15 protein-coding genes are annotated in these 18,453 nt (G+C 73.3%); 10 read left to right on the top strand and 5 right to left on the bottom strand.

Going from position 1 to position 18,453, the window contains the following annotated elements; genetic code table 11:
- Nucleotides 1-48: 48 nt before the first annotated feature.
- From ACFCV8_RS11620 to ACFCV8_RS11630, 3 genes are read right to left on the bottom strand one after another with little or no spacing between them, the layout of a single operon-like run.
- Entirely contained in the window at nt 49-447 is a 399-nt protein-coding gene (locus ACFCV8_RS11620; protein ID WP_376685111.1) for a GntR family transcriptional regulator, read from the bottom strand.
- 41 nt (nt 448-488) lie between these two features.
- Entirely contained in the window at nt 489-1,463 is a 975-nt protein-coding gene (locus ACFCV8_RS11625) for an ABC transporter permease (RefSeq protein ID WP_376685112.1), read from the bottom strand.
- Nucleotides 1,460-2,404, bottom strand: a complete 945-nt coding sequence (locus ACFCV8_RS11630; protein ID WP_376685113.1) for an ABC transporter ATP-binding protein — start codon at nt 2,402-2,404, stop codon at nt 1,460-1,462. The genes ACFCV8_RS11625 and ACFCV8_RS11630 overlap by 4 nt, the downstream gene beginning before the upstream one ends.
- Nucleotides 2,405-2,633: 229 nt before the next feature.
- Between ACFCV8_RS11630 and ACFCV8_RS11635 the strand changes: the two genes are divergently transcribed.
- The 7 genes from ACFCV8_RS11635 (at nt 2,634) to asnB (ending at nt 12,828) form a co-directional block, all read left to right on the top strand.
- A complete protein-coding gene (locus ACFCV8_RS11635) occupies nt 2,634-3,467 on the top strand; it encodes a M55 family metallopeptidase (protein WP_376685114.1) in 834 nt (277 codons plus the stop codon).
- On the top strand, nt 3,460-4,803 hold the full coding sequence (locus ACFCV8_RS11640; protein WP_376685115.1) for a M20/M25/M40 family metallo-hydrolase: 1,344 nt from the start codon (nt 3,460-3,462) through the stop codon (nt 4,801-4,803). Before ACFCV8_RS11635 ends, ACFCV8_RS11640 begins: the two co-directional genes overlap by 8 nt.
- Before the next feature lie 22 nt (nt 4,804-4,825).
- Nucleotides 4,826-6,805 carry a prolyl oligopeptidase family serine peptidase gene (locus tag ACFCV8_RS11645; RefSeq protein WP_376685116.1) on the top strand — a complete coding sequence of 660 codons (1,980 nt, stop codon included), beginning with the start codon at nt 4,826-4,828 and terminating at the stop codon, nt 6,803-6,805.
- Entirely contained in the window at nt 6,802-7,746 is a 945-nt protein-coding gene (locus ACFCV8_RS11650) for an LD-carboxypeptidase (protein ID WP_376685117.1), read from the top strand. Before ACFCV8_RS11645 ends, ACFCV8_RS11650 begins: the two co-directional genes overlap by 4 nt.
- A gap of 178 nt (nt 7,747-7,924) precedes the next feature.
- Nucleotides 7,925-9,703, top strand: coding sequence for a CocE/NonD family hydrolase (locus ACFCV8_RS11655; protein ID WP_376685149.1), 1,779 nt, complete (start codon nt 7,925-7,927; stop codon nt 9,701-9,703).
- A gap of 188 nt (nt 9,704-9,891) precedes the next feature.
- Nucleotides 9,892-10,455, top strand: coding sequence for a GNAT family N-acetyltransferase (locus ACFCV8_RS11660; protein WP_376685118.1), 564 nt, complete (start codon nt 9,892-9,894; stop codon nt 10,453-10,455).
- A 459-nt stretch (nt 10,456-10,914) separates the two neighbouring features.
- The gene (gene asnB / locus ACFCV8_RS11665; RefSeq protein WP_376685119.1) at nt 10,915-12,828 is read left to right on the top strand and encodes an asparagine synthase (glutamine-hydrolyzing); all 1,914 of its coding nucleotides are present in this window, start codon (nt 10,915-10,917) and stop codon (nt 12,826-12,828) included.
- Here asnB and ACFCV8_RS11670 read toward each other — a convergent pair.
- The gene (locus tag ACFCV8_RS11670; RefSeq protein WP_376685120.1) at nt 12,792-14,441 is read right to left on the bottom strand and encodes an NAD-dependent epimerase/dehydratase family protein; all 1,650 of its coding nucleotides are present in this window, start codon (nt 14,439-14,441) and stop codon (nt 12,792-12,794) included. The genes asnB and ACFCV8_RS11670 overlap by 37 nt on opposite strands.
- 226 nt (nt 14,442-14,667) lie before the next feature.
- Here ACFCV8_RS11670 and ACFCV8_RS11675 point away from each other — a divergent pair, with 226 nt between their 5' ends.
- From ACFCV8_RS11675 to ACFCV8_RS11685, 3 genes are all read left to right on the top strand, one after another.
- Nucleotides 14,668-15,753 carry an NAD-dependent epimerase/dehydratase family protein gene (locus ACFCV8_RS11675; protein ID WP_376685121.1) on the top strand — a complete coding sequence of 362 codons (1,086 nt, stop codon included), beginning with the start codon at nt 14,668-14,670 and terminating at the stop codon, nt 15,751-15,753.
- Between the two features lie 62 nt (nt 15,754-15,815).
- Nucleotides 15,816-16,310 (top strand): NUDIX domain-containing protein, encoded by a 495-nt coding sequence (locus ACFCV8_RS11680; RefSeq protein ID WP_376685122.1) that lies wholly within the window; start codon nt 15,816-15,818, stop codon nt 16,308-16,310.
- Nucleotides 16,307-17,302 carry a mevalonate kinase gene (locus ACFCV8_RS11685; protein ID WP_376685123.1) on the top strand — a complete coding sequence of 332 codons (996 nt, stop codon included), beginning with the start codon at nt 16,307-16,309 and terminating at the stop codon, nt 17,300-17,302. The genes ACFCV8_RS11680 and ACFCV8_RS11685 overlap by 4 nt, the downstream gene beginning before the upstream one ends.
- On the opposite strand, the gene ACFCV8_RS11690 is transcribed toward ACFCV8_RS11685, so the two are convergent.
- On the bottom strand, nt 17,284-18,384 hold the full coding sequence (locus ACFCV8_RS11690) for a radical SAM protein (protein ID WP_376685124.1): 1,101 nt from the start codon (nt 18,382-18,384) through the stop codon (nt 17,284-17,286). The two genes, ACFCV8_RS11685 and ACFCV8_RS11690, sit on opposite strands and share 19 nt — an antisense overlap.
- Nucleotides 18,385-18,453: the final 69 nt, after the last annotated feature.

The raw sequence follows: 18,453 nt of genomic DNA on the forward strand, positions 1-18,453 counted from the left end.
CTCCGGCCCCGTCGGGACCGGAGCGGCCGTCCGCCCTGGTACGCGTGGTCAGCCGGTGTCCGGCCCGGGCGGGTACACCGTCGCGTGCGCCGCGCGGAAGAGGGCCTCGGCCTCCTGGCCGCTGAGTCCCTGGGCCCGCGCCTCGTTCAGCCACTCGGTGAGCGAGGCGCGCAGCGGTGAGTCGGCGCCCGCCTGGGGCGGGACGAGGGTGCGGGTGATGAAGGTGCCCGCCCCCTGCCGGACCTCGGCGAGACCGGCGCGCTCCAGCTCCCGGTACGCCTTGAGCGTGGTGTTCGGGTTGACCTTGGTGTCGGCCGCCACCTGCGCGGCCGTGGGCAGCCGGTCACCCTCCTCCAGGGCGCCCATGCGCAGCGCCTGCTCGACCTGGCGCACGATCTGGAGGTACGTCGCCACTCCGCTGCGCCGGTCGATCCGGAACACGACCACCGCCTACACCTCCTCTTCCCTCCGTCACGGCCGAAGACGCTCTAGAGCGGGCGACGGGACACCCGCAACAGCACGAACGCGGTGAGGACCGCGGTGCCCGCGAGCAGCAGGCCCGCGCCGAGCCACTGCATGCCCGCCATCTGGTTGTATTCCAGGTACTCGTAGACATTGTTCACGATCCCGTGCTCCTTGATGCACGCGTCCGACGCCTTCTCGGTGGTCTTGGCGCACAGACCCCAGCCGTAGAGGTGCCCGTCGGCGGAGCCGACCCAGCGGTCCACCTCCAGGGCGTCGTTCAGCCGGGCGGGCATGTCGTCCTGGAGCGGGTAGACGAGCGTGCGGGTCGAGGCGAGCTTGACGATCATCTCGTCCCAGAACACCCCGAAGGCCCAGGAGAGGAACAGCGTGGCGGCCATGGCCGGGAGGACCCGGCGCACCAGTACACCCATGGTGATGCCGGCGGCGGTCAGGAAGAGGCAGAGCGCGGGGAGCACCGGGCCGGTGATGTCGAAGATCGACCCGCTCGACCAGTCGTACGGGAACACCGGGCGGAGGGGCTTCCACCACCAGGTGAAGACCGCGGACAGCACCACGGCGGTCACGAGCACCGCGCCGTAGATCCAGGCGAGCTTCGCCGCCACCCAGCGCCCGCGTGACACGGACTGGGTGGTGACCAGCTGCGCGGTGCCGTGCTCCTTGTCCCCGGCGATCAGCGGGGCGCCGACGAAGACGGCGAGCAGCAGCGGCAGCGCTCCGAGCGCGCTGATGATCAGGTTCACGCCGTCGGAGTCGAAGTCCATCGACATCACGTTCTTGTCCGGCCAGCCCGCGGCCTCCAGAACGTCCTTCATGCGGCTGCGCTCGTACACGATCCAGATCGGGCCGAGGACCGCCGCGCCGAGCAGGGTGAGCAGGGCGCCCCGGTGCTGGCGGGTGACGAGCCAGCTCGGCCCGCGCAGCAGGCGGCGCTTGGGGGTGTCGCCGGTCCGGGGGGTTTCGGTGAGGGTGGTGCTCATGCGGCGTGGCTCCCTTCGGCCTCGATACGGGCACCGGGTGTGAACAAGGGGGGCGCGTCCGGCGAGCGCAGATGCGCCAGCAGTACTTCCTCCAGGCTGGGTTCGGCGACCACCCAGTCGCCCGAGAGGGGGCCGTTGGGCCGCACCAGCGCGTGGAACTGCCGGCCCTGGACGCGGTACTCGATCACGGTGTGGGGGGCCAGCGCGGTGGCCGGGTCACCGTCCGGGGCGAGCCCGGTCACCAGTGCGTGGGCCGGGACGAGCGCGTCCGCGTCCCCCGCCATCCGGATCCGGCCGCCCGCGAGCACGAGCAGGTAGTCGCACATGTCCTCCAGCTCGGAGAGCATGTGGGAGGACATGACGACCGTGGTGCCGTGCTGGACGGCCTCCGACATCAGCAGCGTGCTCATGTCGTGGCGGGCGAGCGGGTCGAGGTCCGACATCGGCTCGTCGAGCAGCAGCAGATCGGGCCGCTTGCCGAAGGCCAGGGCGAACGCGACGCGGGTGCGCTGGCCGCCGGAGAGCGTGCCGACCCGGGCCTCCATCGGCACCTGGCCGGCCCGGACGATCCGCTCCGCCGCCACCTGGTCCCAGCCGGGGTTCAGCTCGCTGCCCATGCGCAGCGTCTCCGCCACGGTGAACCGCTTGAACAGCGGCTTGTCCTGTCCGAGGAACGCGAATCTCGGCATCGCGCGGGAGTCGTCCACCGGCACGCCGAAGATGCTCAGGCTGCCTTCCGTGGGCTGCACCTGACGGGTGGCGATTCCCAGCAGGGTGCTCTTCCCGGCCCCGTTGGGACCGACCAGGCCGCAGATCCGGCCGGCCGGCAGCCGGAAGGAGACGTCTTCCAGCGCCCGGCCTCGACGGTAGCGCTTACCCAGGCCGCGGGCCTCCAGGGCCCAGGCGCCGGACGAGCCGGTCGGGGTCAATGCGTCTGCCATGCACTTCCCTCAATTCCATTAGTCAATTAATGGAATCATGGTCTGGCGTAGTGGAATGTGTCAAGCCGCTTCCGCGGCTCCGGCGGCCCCGGCGCGACGCGGCGCGGCCGGTGCGGTGTCCGTGATGCGCCCGTTCGCGGAGTGCGTCGGCCGCCCTTCGGAGGACTGGACCATTGAACGTGCCCGTGGCTCTGGCCTGGCGGTTCCCGGGCGCGTACCGTGGCCCGGCATGAAGATCCTGATCAGCGCGGACATGGAAGGCGCCACCGGTGTGACCTGGCCGGCCGATGTGCTGCCGGGCACGCCCCAGTGGGAGCGGTGCCGCGCCATGTTCACCTCCGACGTGAACGCGGCGGTGCTCGGTTTCTACGACGGCGGCGCGGACGAGGTGCTCGTCAACGAGGCCCACTGGTCCATGCGGAACCTCCTGCTGGAGCGGCTCGACGACCGGGTCCAGATGCTCACCGGACGGCACAAGTCCCTCTCCATGGTCGAGGGCATCCAGCACGGTGACGTCGACGCCATCGCCTTCGTCGGCTACCACACCGGCGCCGGTGCGGAAGGGGTCCTCGCCCACACGTATCTGGCGAACTCCATCACCGGGGTCTGGCTGAACGGCGCCCGCGCCAGTGAGGGCCTGCTCAACGCCCATGTCGTCGCCGAGTACGGAATCCCCGTCGTCCTCGTCACCGGCGACGACCTGACCTGCGTGGACGCGCAGGGGTACGCCCCGGCGGCCCGCAAGGTCGCGGTCAAGGACTACGTGTCGCGGTACGCGGCGGTCTGCCGCACCCCGGCCCGTACCGCGGCCGACATCCGGGCCGCCGCCAAGGAGGCCGCCGCGCTCGCCGGACGGTACGAGCCCGTGGCGGGCGGCCCCTTCACCGTGGAGCTGGAGTTCGACGCCGAGCACCTGGCCCAGGCCGCCACCGTCGTCCCCGGCGTGGCGCCCAGCGGCGAACGGCGCGTCGCCTACACCAGCGCGACGATGTACGAAGGAATCCGCACGTTCAAGGCCGTGACGACGATCGTGTCGTCCGCCGTGGAGGAACAGTATGGCTGAGGCGACCGGCACCCGGGACGGCGTCGACCGGCAGGCGCTCGACGAATCGGTGACCTTCACCTCCGAGCTGATCCGGATCGACACCACCAACCGCGGCGACGGCGAGTGCCGGGAACGCCCGGCCGCCGAGTACGTCGCCGAACGGCTGGCCGCCGCCGGGATCGAGCCGACCCTGCTGGAACGGACCCCCGGACGCACCAACGTGGTCGCCCGCATCCCCGGCACCGACCCCTCGGCCGACGCCCTCCTCGTCCACGGCCACCTCGACGTGGTCCCGGCCGAGGCCGCCGACTGGACCGTGCACCCCTTCTCCGGCGAGGTCCGCGACGGGGTCGTCTGGGGGCGCGGCGCCATCGACATGAAGAACATGGACGCGATGGTCCTGGCCGTCGTACGCGGCTGGGCACGGGCCGGCATCCGGCCCCGCCGCGACATCGTCATCGCGTACACCGCGGACGAGGAGGCCAGCGCCGACGACGGCTCCGGTTTCCTCGCCGACCGGCACGCCGAACTCTTCGAGGGCTGCACCGAGGGCATCAGCGAATCCGGCGCCTTCACCTTCCACGCCGGGCCCGGCATGCCGCTCTATCCGATCGCCGCCGGGGAACGCGGCACCGCCTGGCTGAAGCTCACCGCGCACGGCAAGGCCGGGCACGGCTCCAAGGTCAACCGGAACAACGCGGTCAGCGCGCTCGCCGCCGCCGTCTCCCGGATCGGCGCCCACGAGTGGCCCGTCCGGCTCACCCCGACGGTCCGTGCCGCGCTCACCGAGATCGCCGCGCTGCACGACATCCACCCCGACCTCGACGCACCCGGCTTCGACGTGGACGAACTGCTCGGCAAGCTCGGCCCCGCCGCCGACCTCGTCGCGCCCACCGTCCGCAACAGCTCCAACCCGACGATGCTGGAGGCCGGTTACAAGGTCAACGTGATCCCGGGCCACGCCACCGCCTTCGTCGACGGCCGGATGGTGCCCGGCGGCGAGGACGAGTTCCACGCCACCCTGGACCGGCTGACCGGCCCCGACGTCGACTGGGAGTTCCACCACCGGGAGGTCCCGCTCCAGGCCCCCGTCGACTCGCCCACGTTCGCGAAACTGCGCGCCGCGATCGAACGCTTCGACCCGGACGGCCACGTCGTGCCGTACTGCATGTCGGGCGGCACCGACGCCAAGCAGTTCTCCCGGCTCGGCATCACCGGCTACGGGTTCTCGCCGCTGAAGCTGCCCGTCGGTTTCGACTACCAGGCGCTCTTCCACGGCGTCGACGAACGCGTCCCCGTCGAGGCCCTGCACTTCGGCGTCCGCGTCCTCGACCACTACCTGCGTACGGCCTGACCGGCCAAGGGGGAATCGACACATGCAGCCCACCGGGTCCTACGGAACCTGGCCCTCGCCCATCGATGCCGCGCTCGCCGCCTCCCACGACGGGCGTCCGGAGTACGTCGCCACCGTCGGCGACGAGGTGTGGTGGACCGAACCGCGCCCCGCCGAGGCGGGCCGGCGCGCCCTGGTCCGCCGCCGGGCGGACGGCGGGGCCGAGTCCGTCCTGCCCGCCCCGTGGAACGTACGGAGCCGGGTCATCGAGTACGGCGGAGTGCCCTGGGCCGGGACCGCCCGCGCCGAGGGCGGTCCGCTGATCGTCTTCGTCCACTTCGCCGACCAGCGGCTCTACGCCTACGCCCCCGACGGGCCGGACGGGCCCCGTCCCCTCACCCCGCTCTCGGCCACCGGCGGCGGACTGCGCTGGGCCGACCCGCGGCTCCACGTCGAACGGGGCGAGGTCTGGTGCGTCCTGGAGGAGTTCACCGGCGAGGGCCCCACCGCACTGCGCCGGGTGATCGCGGCCGTCCCGCTGGACGGCTCGGCCGCCGACGACCGCACGGCCGTACGCGAACTCACCGACGACAGCCACCGGTTCGTCACCGGGCCGAAGCTCTCGCCGGACGGCCGGCAGGCGGCCTGGATCGCCTGGGACCACCCCCGGATGCCGTGGGACGGCACCGAGGTGATGCTCGCGGACGTGGCCGAGGACGGCACCTTCCGCAACACCCGCTCCCACCTCGGCGGCCCCGAGGAATCGGTGCCGCAGATCGAGTGGGACACCGACGGGCGGCTGCTGTTCGCCAGCGACCGCGGCGGCTGGTGGAACCTGTACCGCGACGACCCGGACCGGGGCCCGCTCGCGCTCTGCCCCCGCGAGCAGGAGTTCGCCGGCCCCCTCTGGAAGATCGGCCTCGGCTGGTTCCGGCCGCTGGACAACGGGCTGATCGCCACCATCCACGGCAAGGGCACCACCACGCTCGGCATCCTCGACCCCCGGACCGGCGAACTCGTCGACGTCGCCGGACCCTGGACCGAGTGGGCCGAGACACTCGCCGTGCACGGCAGCCGGGTCGTCGGCGTGGCGGCGAGCCCGTACAGCGCGTACGAGGTGGTCGAGCTGGACACCGCGACCGGCCGCACCCGGGTGATCGGGGCGCCGCACCGGGACGCCGTGGACCCCGCGTACTACCCGCGGCCCGAGCAGCGCGCCGTCACCGGCCCCGGCGGACGCGAGATCCACGTCCACCTCTACCCGCCGCGCAACCCCGACCGCACCGGCCCCGCCGGTGAACTGCCGCCCTACGTGGTCTGGGCGCACGGCGGCCCCACCGGCCACGCCGCCCTCGTCCTCGACCTGGAGATCGCCTACTTCACCTCGCGCGGCATCGGCGTCGCCGAGGTCAACTACGGCGGCTCCACCGGCTACGGCAGGGACTACCGCAACCGGCTGCGCGAACAGTGGGGCGTCGTCGACGTCGAGGACTGCGCCGCCGTCGCCGAGGCTCTGGCGAAGGAGGGCACGGCCGACCGGCAGCGGCTCGCCATCCGCGGCGGCAGCGCCGGAGGCTGGACCACCGCGGCCTCGCTGACCGGCACCGACGTCTACGCCTGCGGGACGATCATCTACCCGATCCTCGACCTGACCGGCTGGGGGATGGATGAGACCCACGACTTCGAGTCCCGGTACCTGGAGTCCCTGGTGGGCCCGATCGCCGAGGTCCCCGACCGCTACCGCGACCGCTCCCCGGTGGGCCGCGTCGACCGGCTCGCCACCCCCTTCCTGCTGCTCCAGGGGCTGGACGACCCGATCTGCCCGCCCGTCCAGTGCGAACGCTTCCTCGCCGCGCTCGACGGACGCGGCATCCCGCACGCCTACCTCACCTTCGAGGGTGAGGGGCACGGATTCCGCCGCGCCGACACCATGATCCGCGCCCTGGAGGCCGAACTCTCCCTGTACGGCCAGGTCTTCGGGGCCGAGCGCGGCGACGTCCCCCGGTTGGAGCTGAAGCGGTGACCCTCGCCCCGCTGACCCGCCCGGCCCGGCTGCGCCCCGGGTCCCGGGTCGCCGTCGTGTCACCGTGCGGCCCGGTCCCCGCCGACCGGCTGGACGCGGGTCTGGACGTGCTGCGCGGCTGGGGCCTGGAGGTCGTCGAGGCCCCGCACGCCCGCGCGGTCCACCCCCGGCTCGATTACCTCGCGGGCACCGACGAGGCGCGCGCCGCCGACCTCCAGGACGCCTGGTGCGACCCGGCCGTGGACGCGGTGATCTGTGCCCGGGGCGGGTACGGCGCGCACCGGATGGCCGACCTGGTCGACTGGGAGGCGATGCGTGCGGCGGGGCCGAAGGTGTTCGTCGGCTACAGCGACGTCACCGTGCTCCACGAGGCGTTCGCCCGGCATCTGGGGATCGTCACCCTGCACGGCCCGATGGCCGCGACGGAGACCTTCCTCAAGGACCCGGACACCCGGGAGTCGCTGCGGGCCACCCTGTTCGCGCCCGAATCGGTGCGGACCCTCGGCCTGCCCGCCGCGCGGGCGCTGGTGCCCGGCCGGGCCCGCGGCATCACCTACGGCGGCTGTGTGAGCCTGCTCGCCGCCGACCTCGGCACGCCGTCCGCCCGTCCCCCGGCGCGGGGCGGGCTGCTGGTGATCGAGGACACCGGCGAGGCCCCGTACAGCCTCGACCGCATCCTCACCCAGCTGCTGCGGGCCGGGGCGCTGAGCGGGATCGCCGGGGTGGTCTGCGGATCGTGGTCGGGTTGCGGTCCGTACGAGCAGGTGCGGGCCGTGCTCGCCGACCGGCTGGGCCCGCTGGGGGTGCCGGTCGTCGAGGAGCTGGGCTTCGGGCACGGGCCGACGGCGCTCACCGTTCCGCTTGGGGTGCCCGCGGTGCTGGACGCCCCGGCGGACGGCGGGCCCGCCACGCTCACCGTCGAGGGGCCGGCCCTGTGCTGAACGACGGTGGCTCGTAAAGAAGTTGAGCAGTGTTCAGGAATCGCCGCCCGGAACATTGACAGCCCTATGACACGCGTCACAGCATGAGCGCGATCCTGTGCCTACCGGTCGGTAGGGCGCTCTGGGTGTGGAGGTCCTCGTGTCGCGTGCTGTGTCCCGTCCCCGGTCCGGCTACCGGATGCTCTCCCGCAGATCGCTCGCCCAGGTGGCCGCGGCCGCCCTCGTCGCACCGCTGATGCTCGCCGGTGCGGCGCGGGCGACCGCCGCCGAGGCGGGCCGGTACACCGTCACCCCGCTGAAGTTCACCGTCCGGGCGGGCGACCGTGCCTGCACCGTGGACGCGGACCTGTACCGCCCGGCCGGGGCCGACGCCGGTCACCCGGCCCCCGCCGTACTCGCCACCAACGGCTTCGGCGGCAGCAAGTCGGACGGCACGACCGACGCCATCGGCAAGGCCTTCGCCTCGCGCGGCTACGTCGGCCTGGTCTACTCCGGACTCGGCTTCGGCAGGTCCGGCTGCCTCATCACCCTCGACGACCCGGCGGTTGACGGCCGGGCGGCCGCCGGGCTCATCGACTTCCTCGCCGGGACCCGCGCCGCCGACGACGGCACCCGGGCCGACTACGTCGTCCAGGACGGCGAGGGGGACCCACGGGTCGGCATGATCGGCGGCTCGTACGGCGGCGCCGTGCAGCTGGCCACCGCCTCCACCGACCGGCGGGTCGACGCGCTCGTCCCGCTGATCACCTGGAACGACCTGGCGTACGCGCTCGCCCCGAACGGCGCCGACGCCCGCACCGGCGTGTCCTCCGACACCGCCGGGGTCTTCAAGTGGCAGTGGACCAACGGCTTCTACCTGATGGGGGAGGGGCAGACCCTCCTCAACGCGAGTCTCGACCCGTCCCGGTTCAACAGCCTCGGCTGCCTGCACTTCGCGAGCTCCGCCTGCGACACCGTCCGGCTGCTCAACTCCGGCCGCTTCCCGGCCGACCGCACCGCCGCGATGCTCGACTACGCGCGCGGCGTCTCCCCGGTCGGCTATCTGGACAAGGTGAAGGCCCCCACCCTGCTCGTCCAGGGCCAGACCGACAGCCTGTTCAACCTCAACGAGGCCACCGCCACCTACGAGAAGCTCAGGGCACAGGGCACCACGGCCAGGATGATCTGGCAGTCCTGGGGCCACAGCGGCGGCCAGGCGCCCGGCGAACTCGACCTGGGTCGGGGCGATCTGGAGAGCAGCTACGTCGGACGGCGCGTCCTCGCCTGGTTCGACCGCTACCTCCGGGACGACCGGGGCGCCGACACCGGACCCGCCTTCGCCTACTACCGCGACTGGCAGAGCGGATACGGCACGGCGGGCGCGGTGCCGGCCCTCTCGCGGAAGGTGTACCTGTCCGGCGACGGGAAGCTCGTCGGTGACCGGTCCGAGGTCGTCCGCGGCAGCCGCCAGTACGTCAACTGGCTGATTCCCACCAGTCACTCGGAGAGTTCCCTCGCCGGAACGCTCGGGCTGCCCGACCCCGCACCCTACGACACCAAGGGCACCTACCTCGGCTGGACCAGCGCCCCGCTGACGGCCCCCGTCGACGTCGTCGGCGCCCCGCAGGCCACCTTGAAGGTCGTCTCGCCGACGACGGAACGGGTCCAGAACAGCGGCGACGCCGCCGACAAGCTCGTCCTGTTCGCCAAGATCTACGACGTGGCCCCGGACGGCACCAGGAACCTGGTCAACCGGCTGGTCGCGCCGGTGCGGGTGCCCGACGTCACCCGCCCGTTCACCGTACGGCTCCCGGGCATCGTCCACCGCTACGAGAAGGGCCACCGCCTCGAGTTCGTGATCGCGGCGAGCGACGGCGCGTACGCCGGAAACCGGGGGATCAAGCCGGTCACGGTGGTCAGCGCCCCGCAGGACACCGGGGTGCTGGAGCTTCCGGTGGTCGGCGGCCGGATCGGCTGAGGGGGCATCCAGGGCGTGCTCCGGAAGTGATGCCGTCCGCCCGGGGCGGGCCCGGGGGATGTCCGGTGCGTGCGATCGCAGGGCGGAGGGTCGCCCCGATACCGGATGTACCGGGGTGACCCCGACAACGCGGCGGGCGTGTGGGCCGGGCGCCGCCGGGCGGACGGGGCAGCACCTAGGGTGGCCGGATGACCGACCGCGAGTATCTGGCCGAGGGGCAGCGGGTGGCGATCCGCCCCTTCACCATGCAGGACGCCGAGGAGTTCACCGCCCGGGCCCGGGAGAGCCGGGAACTGCACCGGCCCTGGCTCTTCCCGCCCGAGGACGCCGCCGCGTACGCCGCCTACGCGGACCGGCTGACCGGTGACCCGGCCCGGGCGGGTTTCCTCGTCTGCGAACGCGGCGGTGACGGCGACGGCGGGCGGCCGGGTGCCATCGCCGGGTTCATCAACATCAACAACATCGTCGCCGGGGCGTTTCGCTGCGGCGCGCTCGGCTACGGGGCATTCGCCCACGCGGCGGGACGCGGACTGATGGGCGAGGGGCTGGGCCTGGTCCTGAAGCGGGCCTTCGGGCCGCTCGGACTGCACCGTCTCGAAGCCAACGTCCAGCCCGGCAACACGGCATCGATCGCGCTCGTCCGGCGGGCCGGCTTCCGCCTCGAAGGCTTCTCGCCGGACTTCCTGTTCATCGACGGCGCCTGGCGCGACCACGAGCGATGGGCCATCACGGCGGAGGCGACGGAACGGTAGGGGCCCGGGCCGCCCGGTCGCGCCCCCGCCCTCGCCGGTCCGGAGCGTGCCCGCTGCCGACCCCGCCCTCCGGTCGCATACTGGGGGAGGGCGGGGTCGCCCTCCCGAGGGCCCCGGCGCACAGCGGCGCACCCGGGCCTGCCGAGGCGGTTGGGCAAGAATTTGCCCGTGGCCGGATACCGCTGCCCGCCAGGCGCGAAAGCCGTGTTCGGCGGGGTGCCCGGGGGCCGACGTTCCGTACACGAAGTTCTACGAAGCGGAAAACCGCGGCCGAAAGCAGCCGCCCCGACCGTGCGGGCCGGTCCCGTTCGTGTTGACCGCACGCGGACACAGGCAGACGCTCGTCATATAGCTGCTGAATACAACTGGTTCCGCCGGGCCACTGCCGTCCGGAACGCCCACGGGTGGGCGGCACCGCAGGCAGTGGCCCCGAAGCGGGGCCGGATCTGGAGGACGCGCATGTGCGGCATAGTCGGCTGGGTCTCCTTCGACCGCGATCTACGGGCGGCCGAGCAGGTCACGGCAGTGGAAGCGATGACGGAGACCATGGCCTGCCGGGGCCCCGACGACCGGGGGACCTGGAACGCCCCGCACGCCTCGCTCGGCCACCGGCGGCTCGCGATCATCGACCTGCCCGGCGGGCGCCAGCCCATGAGCGTCGGCACCCCCGAGGGCGCGGTCGCGCTGGTCTACTCCGGCGAGGCGTACAACTACACCGAGCTCCGCGAGGAGCTCACCGCCCGTGGCCACCGGTTCACCACCGACTCGGACACCGAGGTGGTGCTGCGCGGCTACCTGGAGTGGGGCGACGCCCTCGCCGAGCGGCTGAACGGCATGTACGCCTTCGCGATCTGGGACGGCCGTCACGACCGGCTCGTCATGATCCGCGACCGGATGGGCGTCAAGCCCTTCTACTACTGGCCGACGCCCGACGGAGTGCTCTTCGGCTCGGAACCCAAGGCGATCCTCGCCAACCCGGTGGCCCGGCCCCGGGTGACCCTCGACGGGCTGCGCGAGCTGTTCACCATGGTCAAGACCCCCGGCCACGCCGTGTGGGACGGCATGTACGAGGTGGAGCCCGGCACGGTCGTCACCGTGGACCGCACCGGACGGCACACCCGCACCTACTGGCGGCTGGAGACCCGCCCGCACACCGACGACCGGGACACCACCGTCGCCACCGTCCGCGCGCTCCTCGACGACATCGTGCGCCGCCAGCTGGTCTCCGACGTGCCGCGCTGCGTCCTGCTCTCCGGCGGGCTCGATTCCTCGACCGTCACCGCGCTCGCCGCCCGGCAGCTCGCCGAGACCGGAGAGAAGGTCCGCACCTTCGCCGTCGACTTCGTCGGCCGCACCGAGAACTTCGTCGCCGACGAACTGCGCACCACCCCGGACACCCCGTTCGTCCACGACGTGGCCCGGCAGTCGGGCACCCTCCACCAGGACATCGTGCTCGACCCCGACACCCTCGCCGACCCGGAGGTACGGGCCAGGATGATCCGGGCCCGGGACCTGCCCATGGGCATGGGCGACATGGACTCCTCGCTCTACCTGCTCTTCCGGTCCATCCGCGAGCACTCCACGGTCGCCCTGTCCGGCGAGTCCGCCGACGAGGTCTTCGGCGGCTACCTCCAGTTCTTCGACGAGAAGGCCCGCACCGCCGACACCTTCCCCTGGCTGGTGCGGATGGCCGAGCAGTTCGGCGACGACGCCGACGTGCTCCGCGCCGACCTCAAGAACGCCCTGGACCTCGGCGGGTACATCCACGACAGCTACCGCGACGCCGTCTCGGGCATCGAACGGCTCGACGGCGAGAGCGACTTCGAGTACCGGATGCGCCGGATCTGCCACCTCCACCTCACCCGCTTCGTCCGTGTCCTGCTCGACCGCAAGGACCGTGCGAGCATGGCGGTCGGCCTGGAGGTCCGGGTGCCGTTCTGCGACCACCGGCTCGTCGAGTACGTCTACAACGCGCCCTGGTCCCTCAAGTCCTTCGACGGCCGGGAGAAGAGCCTGCTGCGCGAGGCCGCCGCGGACGTGCTGCCCCGCTCGGTGTACGACAGGGTCAAGAGCCCCTACCCCTCGACCCAGGACCCCCAGTACGCCGTCGCCCTCCAGGAACACGCCCGCGCGCTCCTTGCCGACCCGGACCACCGCGTCTTCGAACTCGTCGACCGCGACCGGCTCCGCAGGGCCGCCGAGTGCCACGCCCCGCAGATCACCTCCGCCTCCCGGCGCGGCCTGGAACGCGCCCTGGACCTGGCCGTGTGGATGGAGCTGTACGACCCCGAGCTGGTCCTGGACGAACCGGCCGGGGCGGCCCCGGCCGGTGACGGTCAGCCGGAGCCGGAATCCTCGGGCACCTCCTCGTAGGCGAGCCACTGGGCGAAGGCGTGCAGCCCGCGCGCCAGGCCCGTGGCGGGTGACCAGCCCGGGGGCGGCGGCGCATCGGCCGGGCGGTGCCATCCGGGATCGGCGCCGGGCGCGGGTTGCACCGGCACGGGCCGCACGGCGTCGTGCACCGCCCGCGCCAGCTCCGCCGCCGTGCACGGCTTCTCGGGGACGACCGCGAACGCGCGGCCCTCCGGCCGGGCGCGCAGCACCGCCGCGATCGCGTCGGCGAGGTCGTTCACGTACACCGGGCACACCTCCGCGTCCGGATCGCCCCCGGCCACCACCGGCCGGCTGCGCAGCGCGTCCCACACCATCCGGCCGACCGGGGAGCGGCGCGAACAGCCGGGACCGTACAGCTCGCCCACGCGCAGCGTGTACGGGACCGGCTCGCCCGGTGGGCGGACCGTGACCCGGGGGTCGGGGGAGCCGAGCGGAGCCAGGTCGATCACCGCGGCGGACCGCTCGCCCAGATCGGCCAGCCTGCGCACGAGATGCTCGCCCAACGGGTTCGCCGCCCCGTGCCAGACGGGGCCGCCGGGCCGCCGGGGGCGCGTCCGCGGCTCGGCGGCGGCCTCCCGTCCGGCCGCGAGCGCCCGGTGCGCCACCTCGGCCAGGGGCGCGCGACGGAGCGCGAGATGTTCCTCCGTGCTGGCGTTGCTGATGCCGCCGGTGCCGATCGTCGCCACCGCCTCCGCGTACGTCCGCGACGCCCCGGACGGGGCTTCGAAACCGCCGCGGGCGGCCTCGAAGCCCATGGCCAGGGCCGTCAGCCAGGTCCCCCGCACGTCCGGCCCGCACGCACCGGCACCCGGCGGGCGCAGCAGCGCGTCGGGCAGTCCGGCACCCCGCAGGTACTGCTCGGCGTCCAGATGCAGCCACCGCTCGGGGCCGGGGCCCGTGACCCGTACCGCGCACTGCGCCACACCGTGCTTGAAGAACGGCAGCACCGTCTGCCCGGTCAGCGTCCGGCCCTCCTGGCCGGGCCGGTCGCCGGGCACGAAGCAGACCGAGCGGCGCGGGCCCCGGAAGGCGTTGCCGGAGATGGAGCCGCGGTCCTCGTGCTCGGCGAGATTGGGCACGGCGACATAGCGCGGCACGCCGCGGGCGCCGAGATAGCGGTGCATCAGGATGTCGTCGGGCCAGCCGCCGAGCCGCCGGCGCCCGTACGCGACGAAGCCCTCGGCGACCCGGCGCGGCAGCACGATCGCCACGCACGGGAAGTACTCGTTGACCGCGCCGACCCAGCGGGCACCCGCCATCGCCCCCATCCGCACCGCCGCCCCGTTGCGCGAGTCCCAGAGCGCGAACAGGGCCAGCGCCGCGTCCGGCAACTCCTCGATCGCACACCGCACCCGGTCCAGGAAGGATTCGGACAACACCATGTCGTCCTGGACCACCAATTGATGTGTGGCCCCCTCCTCGATCGAGGACCACGCCGCGAGCGCGGTGCGCAGCACCGACGGAGTGCCCGTGGGGTCGGGGTCCATGACGACCCGCAACAGGCCGCCGGGCACGCTCCGGGCCAGTTCCTCGGCCGCTGCCCGGCGTCTGGGGTGGGTCATGACCACCGCGCTGAGGCGTGGGCGTGCCATACGTCCTCCCTGGGTCCGGATCGGCCCGGTCCGCGCCGGGCACCCCTCCGGAGCCCGGTTCCGCCAGCCGGATTCGGACAGTACGGGCGGCGAGGACGGCCCGCAAGAGTGCCGAAATGGCCCTCTGGCAGACGGGCGACGGGCCCGTGAATGCTGGGGTCGGTATGTGCCGGAGCCCCGCCCGGGCACCGCGTACCGCTCTCCCCGACGCTGAAAGAGGCTTGTCATGCCTGCGTTACCCCGTTCGACCCGCACCGACGGCGACGAGTCCGTCCGCTCCCGCCTCGGCAAGCTCTGCGACGCCCGGATCGTCGTGACCGGCGGCGGCGGACTCGTCGGCAGCAGGCTGGTCGCCCTGCTGCACGGCGCCGGAGCCCAAGTCACCGCCCTGGACCGCATGGACGCCTACCCCGACTCCGGCCACGAGACCTTCGGCACCGCGCGCAGCGGGGCCCGGCTGGTGGTCGGGGACGTCCGGGACGCCGACACGGTGGGGGCGCTGCTGAAGGACGCCGACTTCGTGGTCCACGCGGCCGCCTACGCGGACGTCGCGGCCTGCACCCGCCGCCCCGACATCGCCTTCCGCGCCAATGTCGAGGGAACCCAGGTCGTCCTGGAACAGGCCGCCCGCCACCCCGTCCGGCGCCTGGTGCTGGTCTCCTCCGCGTCCGTGTACGGCAACGGCGACCCGGACATCGAGGGGCCGCAGGTCTTCCACGAGGACATGCCGCTCAGCCCGGTCTCCGTCTACGCCAACGGCAAGCTCTGGGCGGAACACCAGACCCGGCTGATGCTCGGCGCCGCGGGCGGCACCGAGTACGCGGTGGTGCGCTACTTCTCCGTCTACGGCGACCCCCAGATACCCAAGCCGGGCAGCCACTCCTGGATGGTGCCCTGGCTCTCGCTCCAGGCCCGCCTCGGCCGCCCCATGCGTCTCAACGGCGGCGGCAACCAGGTCCGCGACCTCGTCCACGTCGACGACGTCGCCGAGGCCACCGCGCTCGCCCTGATCGAGGAGCAGATGGCCGAACGGACCGTGAACGTCGGCACCGGCCGTCCCACCTCGGTCCGTGAGGTCGCCGACCTGATCGCCCCGTACTTCCCCGGCGCCCGACGGATCGTCACCCCGCGCCCCGAGGGCGACCCGCTCGGCGGCTACGCGGACACCGCACGCTCCCGCGAGCTCCTGCGCTGGCAGGCCCGGATCGGCGTCAAGGAGGGCGTGGACCGGTACGTGCGCTGGCTCCTGGCGACACCGCAGGCCACGCCACGCTGGCTGGCCGATGAGTACGGGGAAGCGGAACGGGCGTGACACGCTGCGCACCGACGCGCCCCCGAGGGCGCACCGCAGGCGACGGAGGCGACACGCACACCATGGGCTACACCGGTTCCCACATCTGGTCGCTGCGCCGGCAGGTCGGCTCCCGCAAGCTGCTGGTGCCCGGCGCGCAGGTGCTGCTCATCGACGCCGAGGGGCGCGGGCTGTTCCAGCAGCGCGCGGACACCGGGGTCTGGGAGCTGCCGGCCGGGGCCTGCGAGGAGGACGGCGACTTCGCCGACGCCGCCGTCCGTGAACTCGCCGAGGAGACCGGCCTGCGGGTGGCGCGGGAGGACCTGGAGGCCTTCGGGACACTCTCCGACCCCCGGGTGCACACCCTCACCTACCCCAACGGGGACGTGACGCACTGCTTCGCGCTCTGCTTCACCGCCCGGCGCTGGTCGGGGGAGCTCGCCCCCGGCGCCGACGAGGTGCGCCGGGCCGTCCTCCGGCCGCTCGACGACCCGCCCCGCCCCCTGCACCCGCCCACGGAGGTGGTGCTGTCCATGTACGCGGCCTACCGCGCGGAAGGAAGGTTCCAGGCCAGGTGAACCCCACACATCCGATACGTGCCGAGGTGCCCTGCCGGGCCTGTCTGTCCGGCGAGGACCTGGACTGGCTCGGCGGGGGCCGCTCGGTGAGCCTCGCGCTCTCCCTGACGACGACCGTGACCGTGGCGGCGGAGCCGGGACCCGTGCCCGGCGGCGGGCCCGAGGACGGCTGGCAGCGGGAGGTGTGGGCGTTCCTGCGCGAGCGGCTGGCCGGGCTCGCCCCGCGCCCGCCCGCCGTCACCGTACGCAGCCAGGCGCCCGCCGCGAGCGGGCTGTCCTCGTCCACGGCCCGGATCGTGGCCCTGTTCCGGGCGTTCACCGACCACGCCGTACGCGGCGAGCGCGTCCCGGACGCCACGATCACACGATGGGCGTACGAGTTCGAGTTCGCCGTCTTCAACGGCGGCGGCATGGACCACCTCGCGGTCGTCGAGGGCGGTGCGCTCCTCCTCGACGGCCGCGAGCGAGGGCTCCCCGCCGTGCGGGACCGCCTCGACCTGCCCGCGGAGTGGCGGGTGGTCGTCGTGGACTCCGGCACCCGCAAGGACACCCGGCACCACATCCGCGACGTACGGGCGCAGCTCGCCTCCGGCGATCCGGCGCTGGCCGCCTACCGGGCCGCCGCCGACGCGGCGTCCGGCCGGGTGTGGGAGGCGCTGCGCGGCCGGGACCTGGCGGCGCTCGGGGCCGCGATGTCCGACGCCCACGCGGCCATGCGTGACCACCAGCGGATGTCGACACCGCTCCTGGAGGAGCTGCGGGCCCTCGCCCGGCGCTCCGCCGGCCTGCCGCTGAAGCTCAGCGGGGCCGGCGGGGGCGGTGCGCTGGTCGGCGTCTGCCGGGCGGACGCGCTCGAGGAGACGGTGAACCGCCTCGCGGGGGCGCTGCGCACCGCGCACCCGGGGGCCCGGGTGGTGCCCGCGTCGGCGGCTCCGGGCATTCGGCGGCACCCGGAGCCGGTGACGGCGGGAGGTCAGATGAAGGGGTCGTAGTCCTCCGCGAGCGGGGGCTCGCCGGTTCCGCCGGCGATGCGGTCCAGCTCCAGGTTGGAGCGGTGCCGTGCGCAGTGGAACCGGCAGTCCCGGCTCGGGTCGACGATGCCCCGGCGGTTCGCGTCCTGCCAGATGTCGGCGAGGTCGTCGGTGACCGCGTCACCGATCTTCGCCAGCGGATTGCCCCGGTGGTAGGAGCACACGTACACCCCGGACGGGGTGATCAGCGTGCGGAGCTCGGCGACCCGGCAGCGGTCGTACTCCTTGGGCTGTACGGCACCGGCCTGGCCGCGCAGCGAGGTGAGCGTGGAGGAGTTGACGAGCTGGAAGCGGTCGCTCTCCAGCCGGGCTGCCTCGGCGAGCTGGCGGTCCACCGAGGCGAGGATCTCCTCGGGGACCTGCACGATGTGGTGGTCGTCGTCGAACATCGCCTTGGTCTCGAAGTAGTCGCAGCCGATGTCGTGGGCGAGCTCGGCCGCCTGCAGCACCTCGTGGTGGTTGGTCACGGCCGGCCCGCCCGGGTCCTGGCGCGACATCACCAGGAAGGAGTAGCCGAGGGCGCCCTTCTTCTCGGCGGCCAGCAGCCGCATGTTCCCGATCACCTTGTCGAAGACGCTGCGCCCCTTGCGGTCGGGCCGGAACAGCCCGTACGTCCCGGCGCTGCCCGCGTCGACGGAGACCCGGACCCAGGTGGCGTACCGGGCGAGCTCGGTGAGGTTCTGCTGGATCATCGTGCCGTTGGTGACGACCCCGACGGCCAGGCCCGCCTCGCCGAGGATGCGTAACACCTTGCGGGTGCCGCGGTGGGCGAGCGGCTCCCCGCCGCCTATGAGGACCACCGCCCGCACGGACAGGGCGACCAGCTCCTCGGCGAGCGCGGCCAGCCGTTCCGGGGTGAACCGGCCCTGGTTGAGGAGCTTCCCGCTGATGCATTCGGGGCAGGCCAGGTCGCAGAACGTGGTCGGGTCGAGGTCCACGACGAGCGGCGCGGCCGACGGTTCGCCCGAGGCGGCCCGGACGACCCGGGGCCAGTCGGTGGGCTGGTACAGCTTGGAGACGAGATCGAGGCGGTCGTGCGTCACAGGGTTCTCCTCTGTGGGATGTACGGGGGTCGTCGCGGCGCGCACCGGTCCCGGCAGGGCCTCGGGGTG

Origin of the sequence: Streptomyces sp. NPDC056347 (assembly GCF_042262625.1) — a bacterium.
Lineage (GTDB): Bacteria > Actinomycetota > Actinomycetes > Streptomycetales > Streptomycetaceae > Streptomyces.

Coding starts and splice junctions, on each gene's coding strand:
- ACFCV8_RS11625 (WP_376685112.1), bottom strand. CDS start 1,463: ATGAGCACCACCCTCACCGAAACCCCCCGGACCGGCGACACCCCCAAG.
- ACFCV8_RS11630 (WP_376685113.1), bottom strand. CDS start 2,404: ATGGCAGACGCATTGACCCCGACCGGCTCGTCCGGCGCCTGGGCCCTG.
- ACFCV8_RS11635 (WP_376685114.1), top strand. CDS start 2,634: ATGAAGATCCTGATCAGCGCGGACATGGAAGGCGCCACCGGTGTGACC.
- ACFCV8_RS11640 (WP_376685115.1), top strand. CDS start 3,460: ATGGCTGAGGCGACCGGCACCCGGGACGGCGTCGACCGGCAGGCGCTC.
- ACFCV8_RS11645 (WP_376685116.1), top strand. CDS start 4,826: ATGCAGCCCACCGGGTCCTACGGAACCTGGCCCTCGCCCATCGATGCC.
- ACFCV8_RS11655 (WP_376685149.1), top strand. CDS start 7,925: ATGCTCTCCCGCAGATCGCTCGCCCAGGTGGCCGCGGCCGCCCTCGTC.
- ACFCV8_RS11660 (WP_376685118.1), top strand. CDS start 9,892: ATGACCGACCGCGAGTATCTGGCCGAGGGGCAGCGGGTGGCGATCCGC.
- asnB (WP_376685119.1), top strand. CDS start 10,915: ATGTGCGGCATAGTCGGCTGGGTCTCCTTCGACCGCGATCTACGGGCG.
- ACFCV8_RS11670 (WP_376685120.1), bottom strand. CDS start 14,441: ATGGCACGCCCACGCCTCAGCGCGGTGGTCATGACCCACCCCAGACGC.
- ACFCV8_RS11675 (WP_376685121.1), top strand. CDS start 14,668: ATGCCTGCGTTACCCCGTTCGACCCGCACCGACGGCGACGAGTCCGTC.
- ACFCV8_RS11680 (WP_376685122.1), top strand. CDS start 15,816: ATGGGCTACACCGGTTCCCACATCTGGTCGCTGCGCCGGCAGGTCGGC.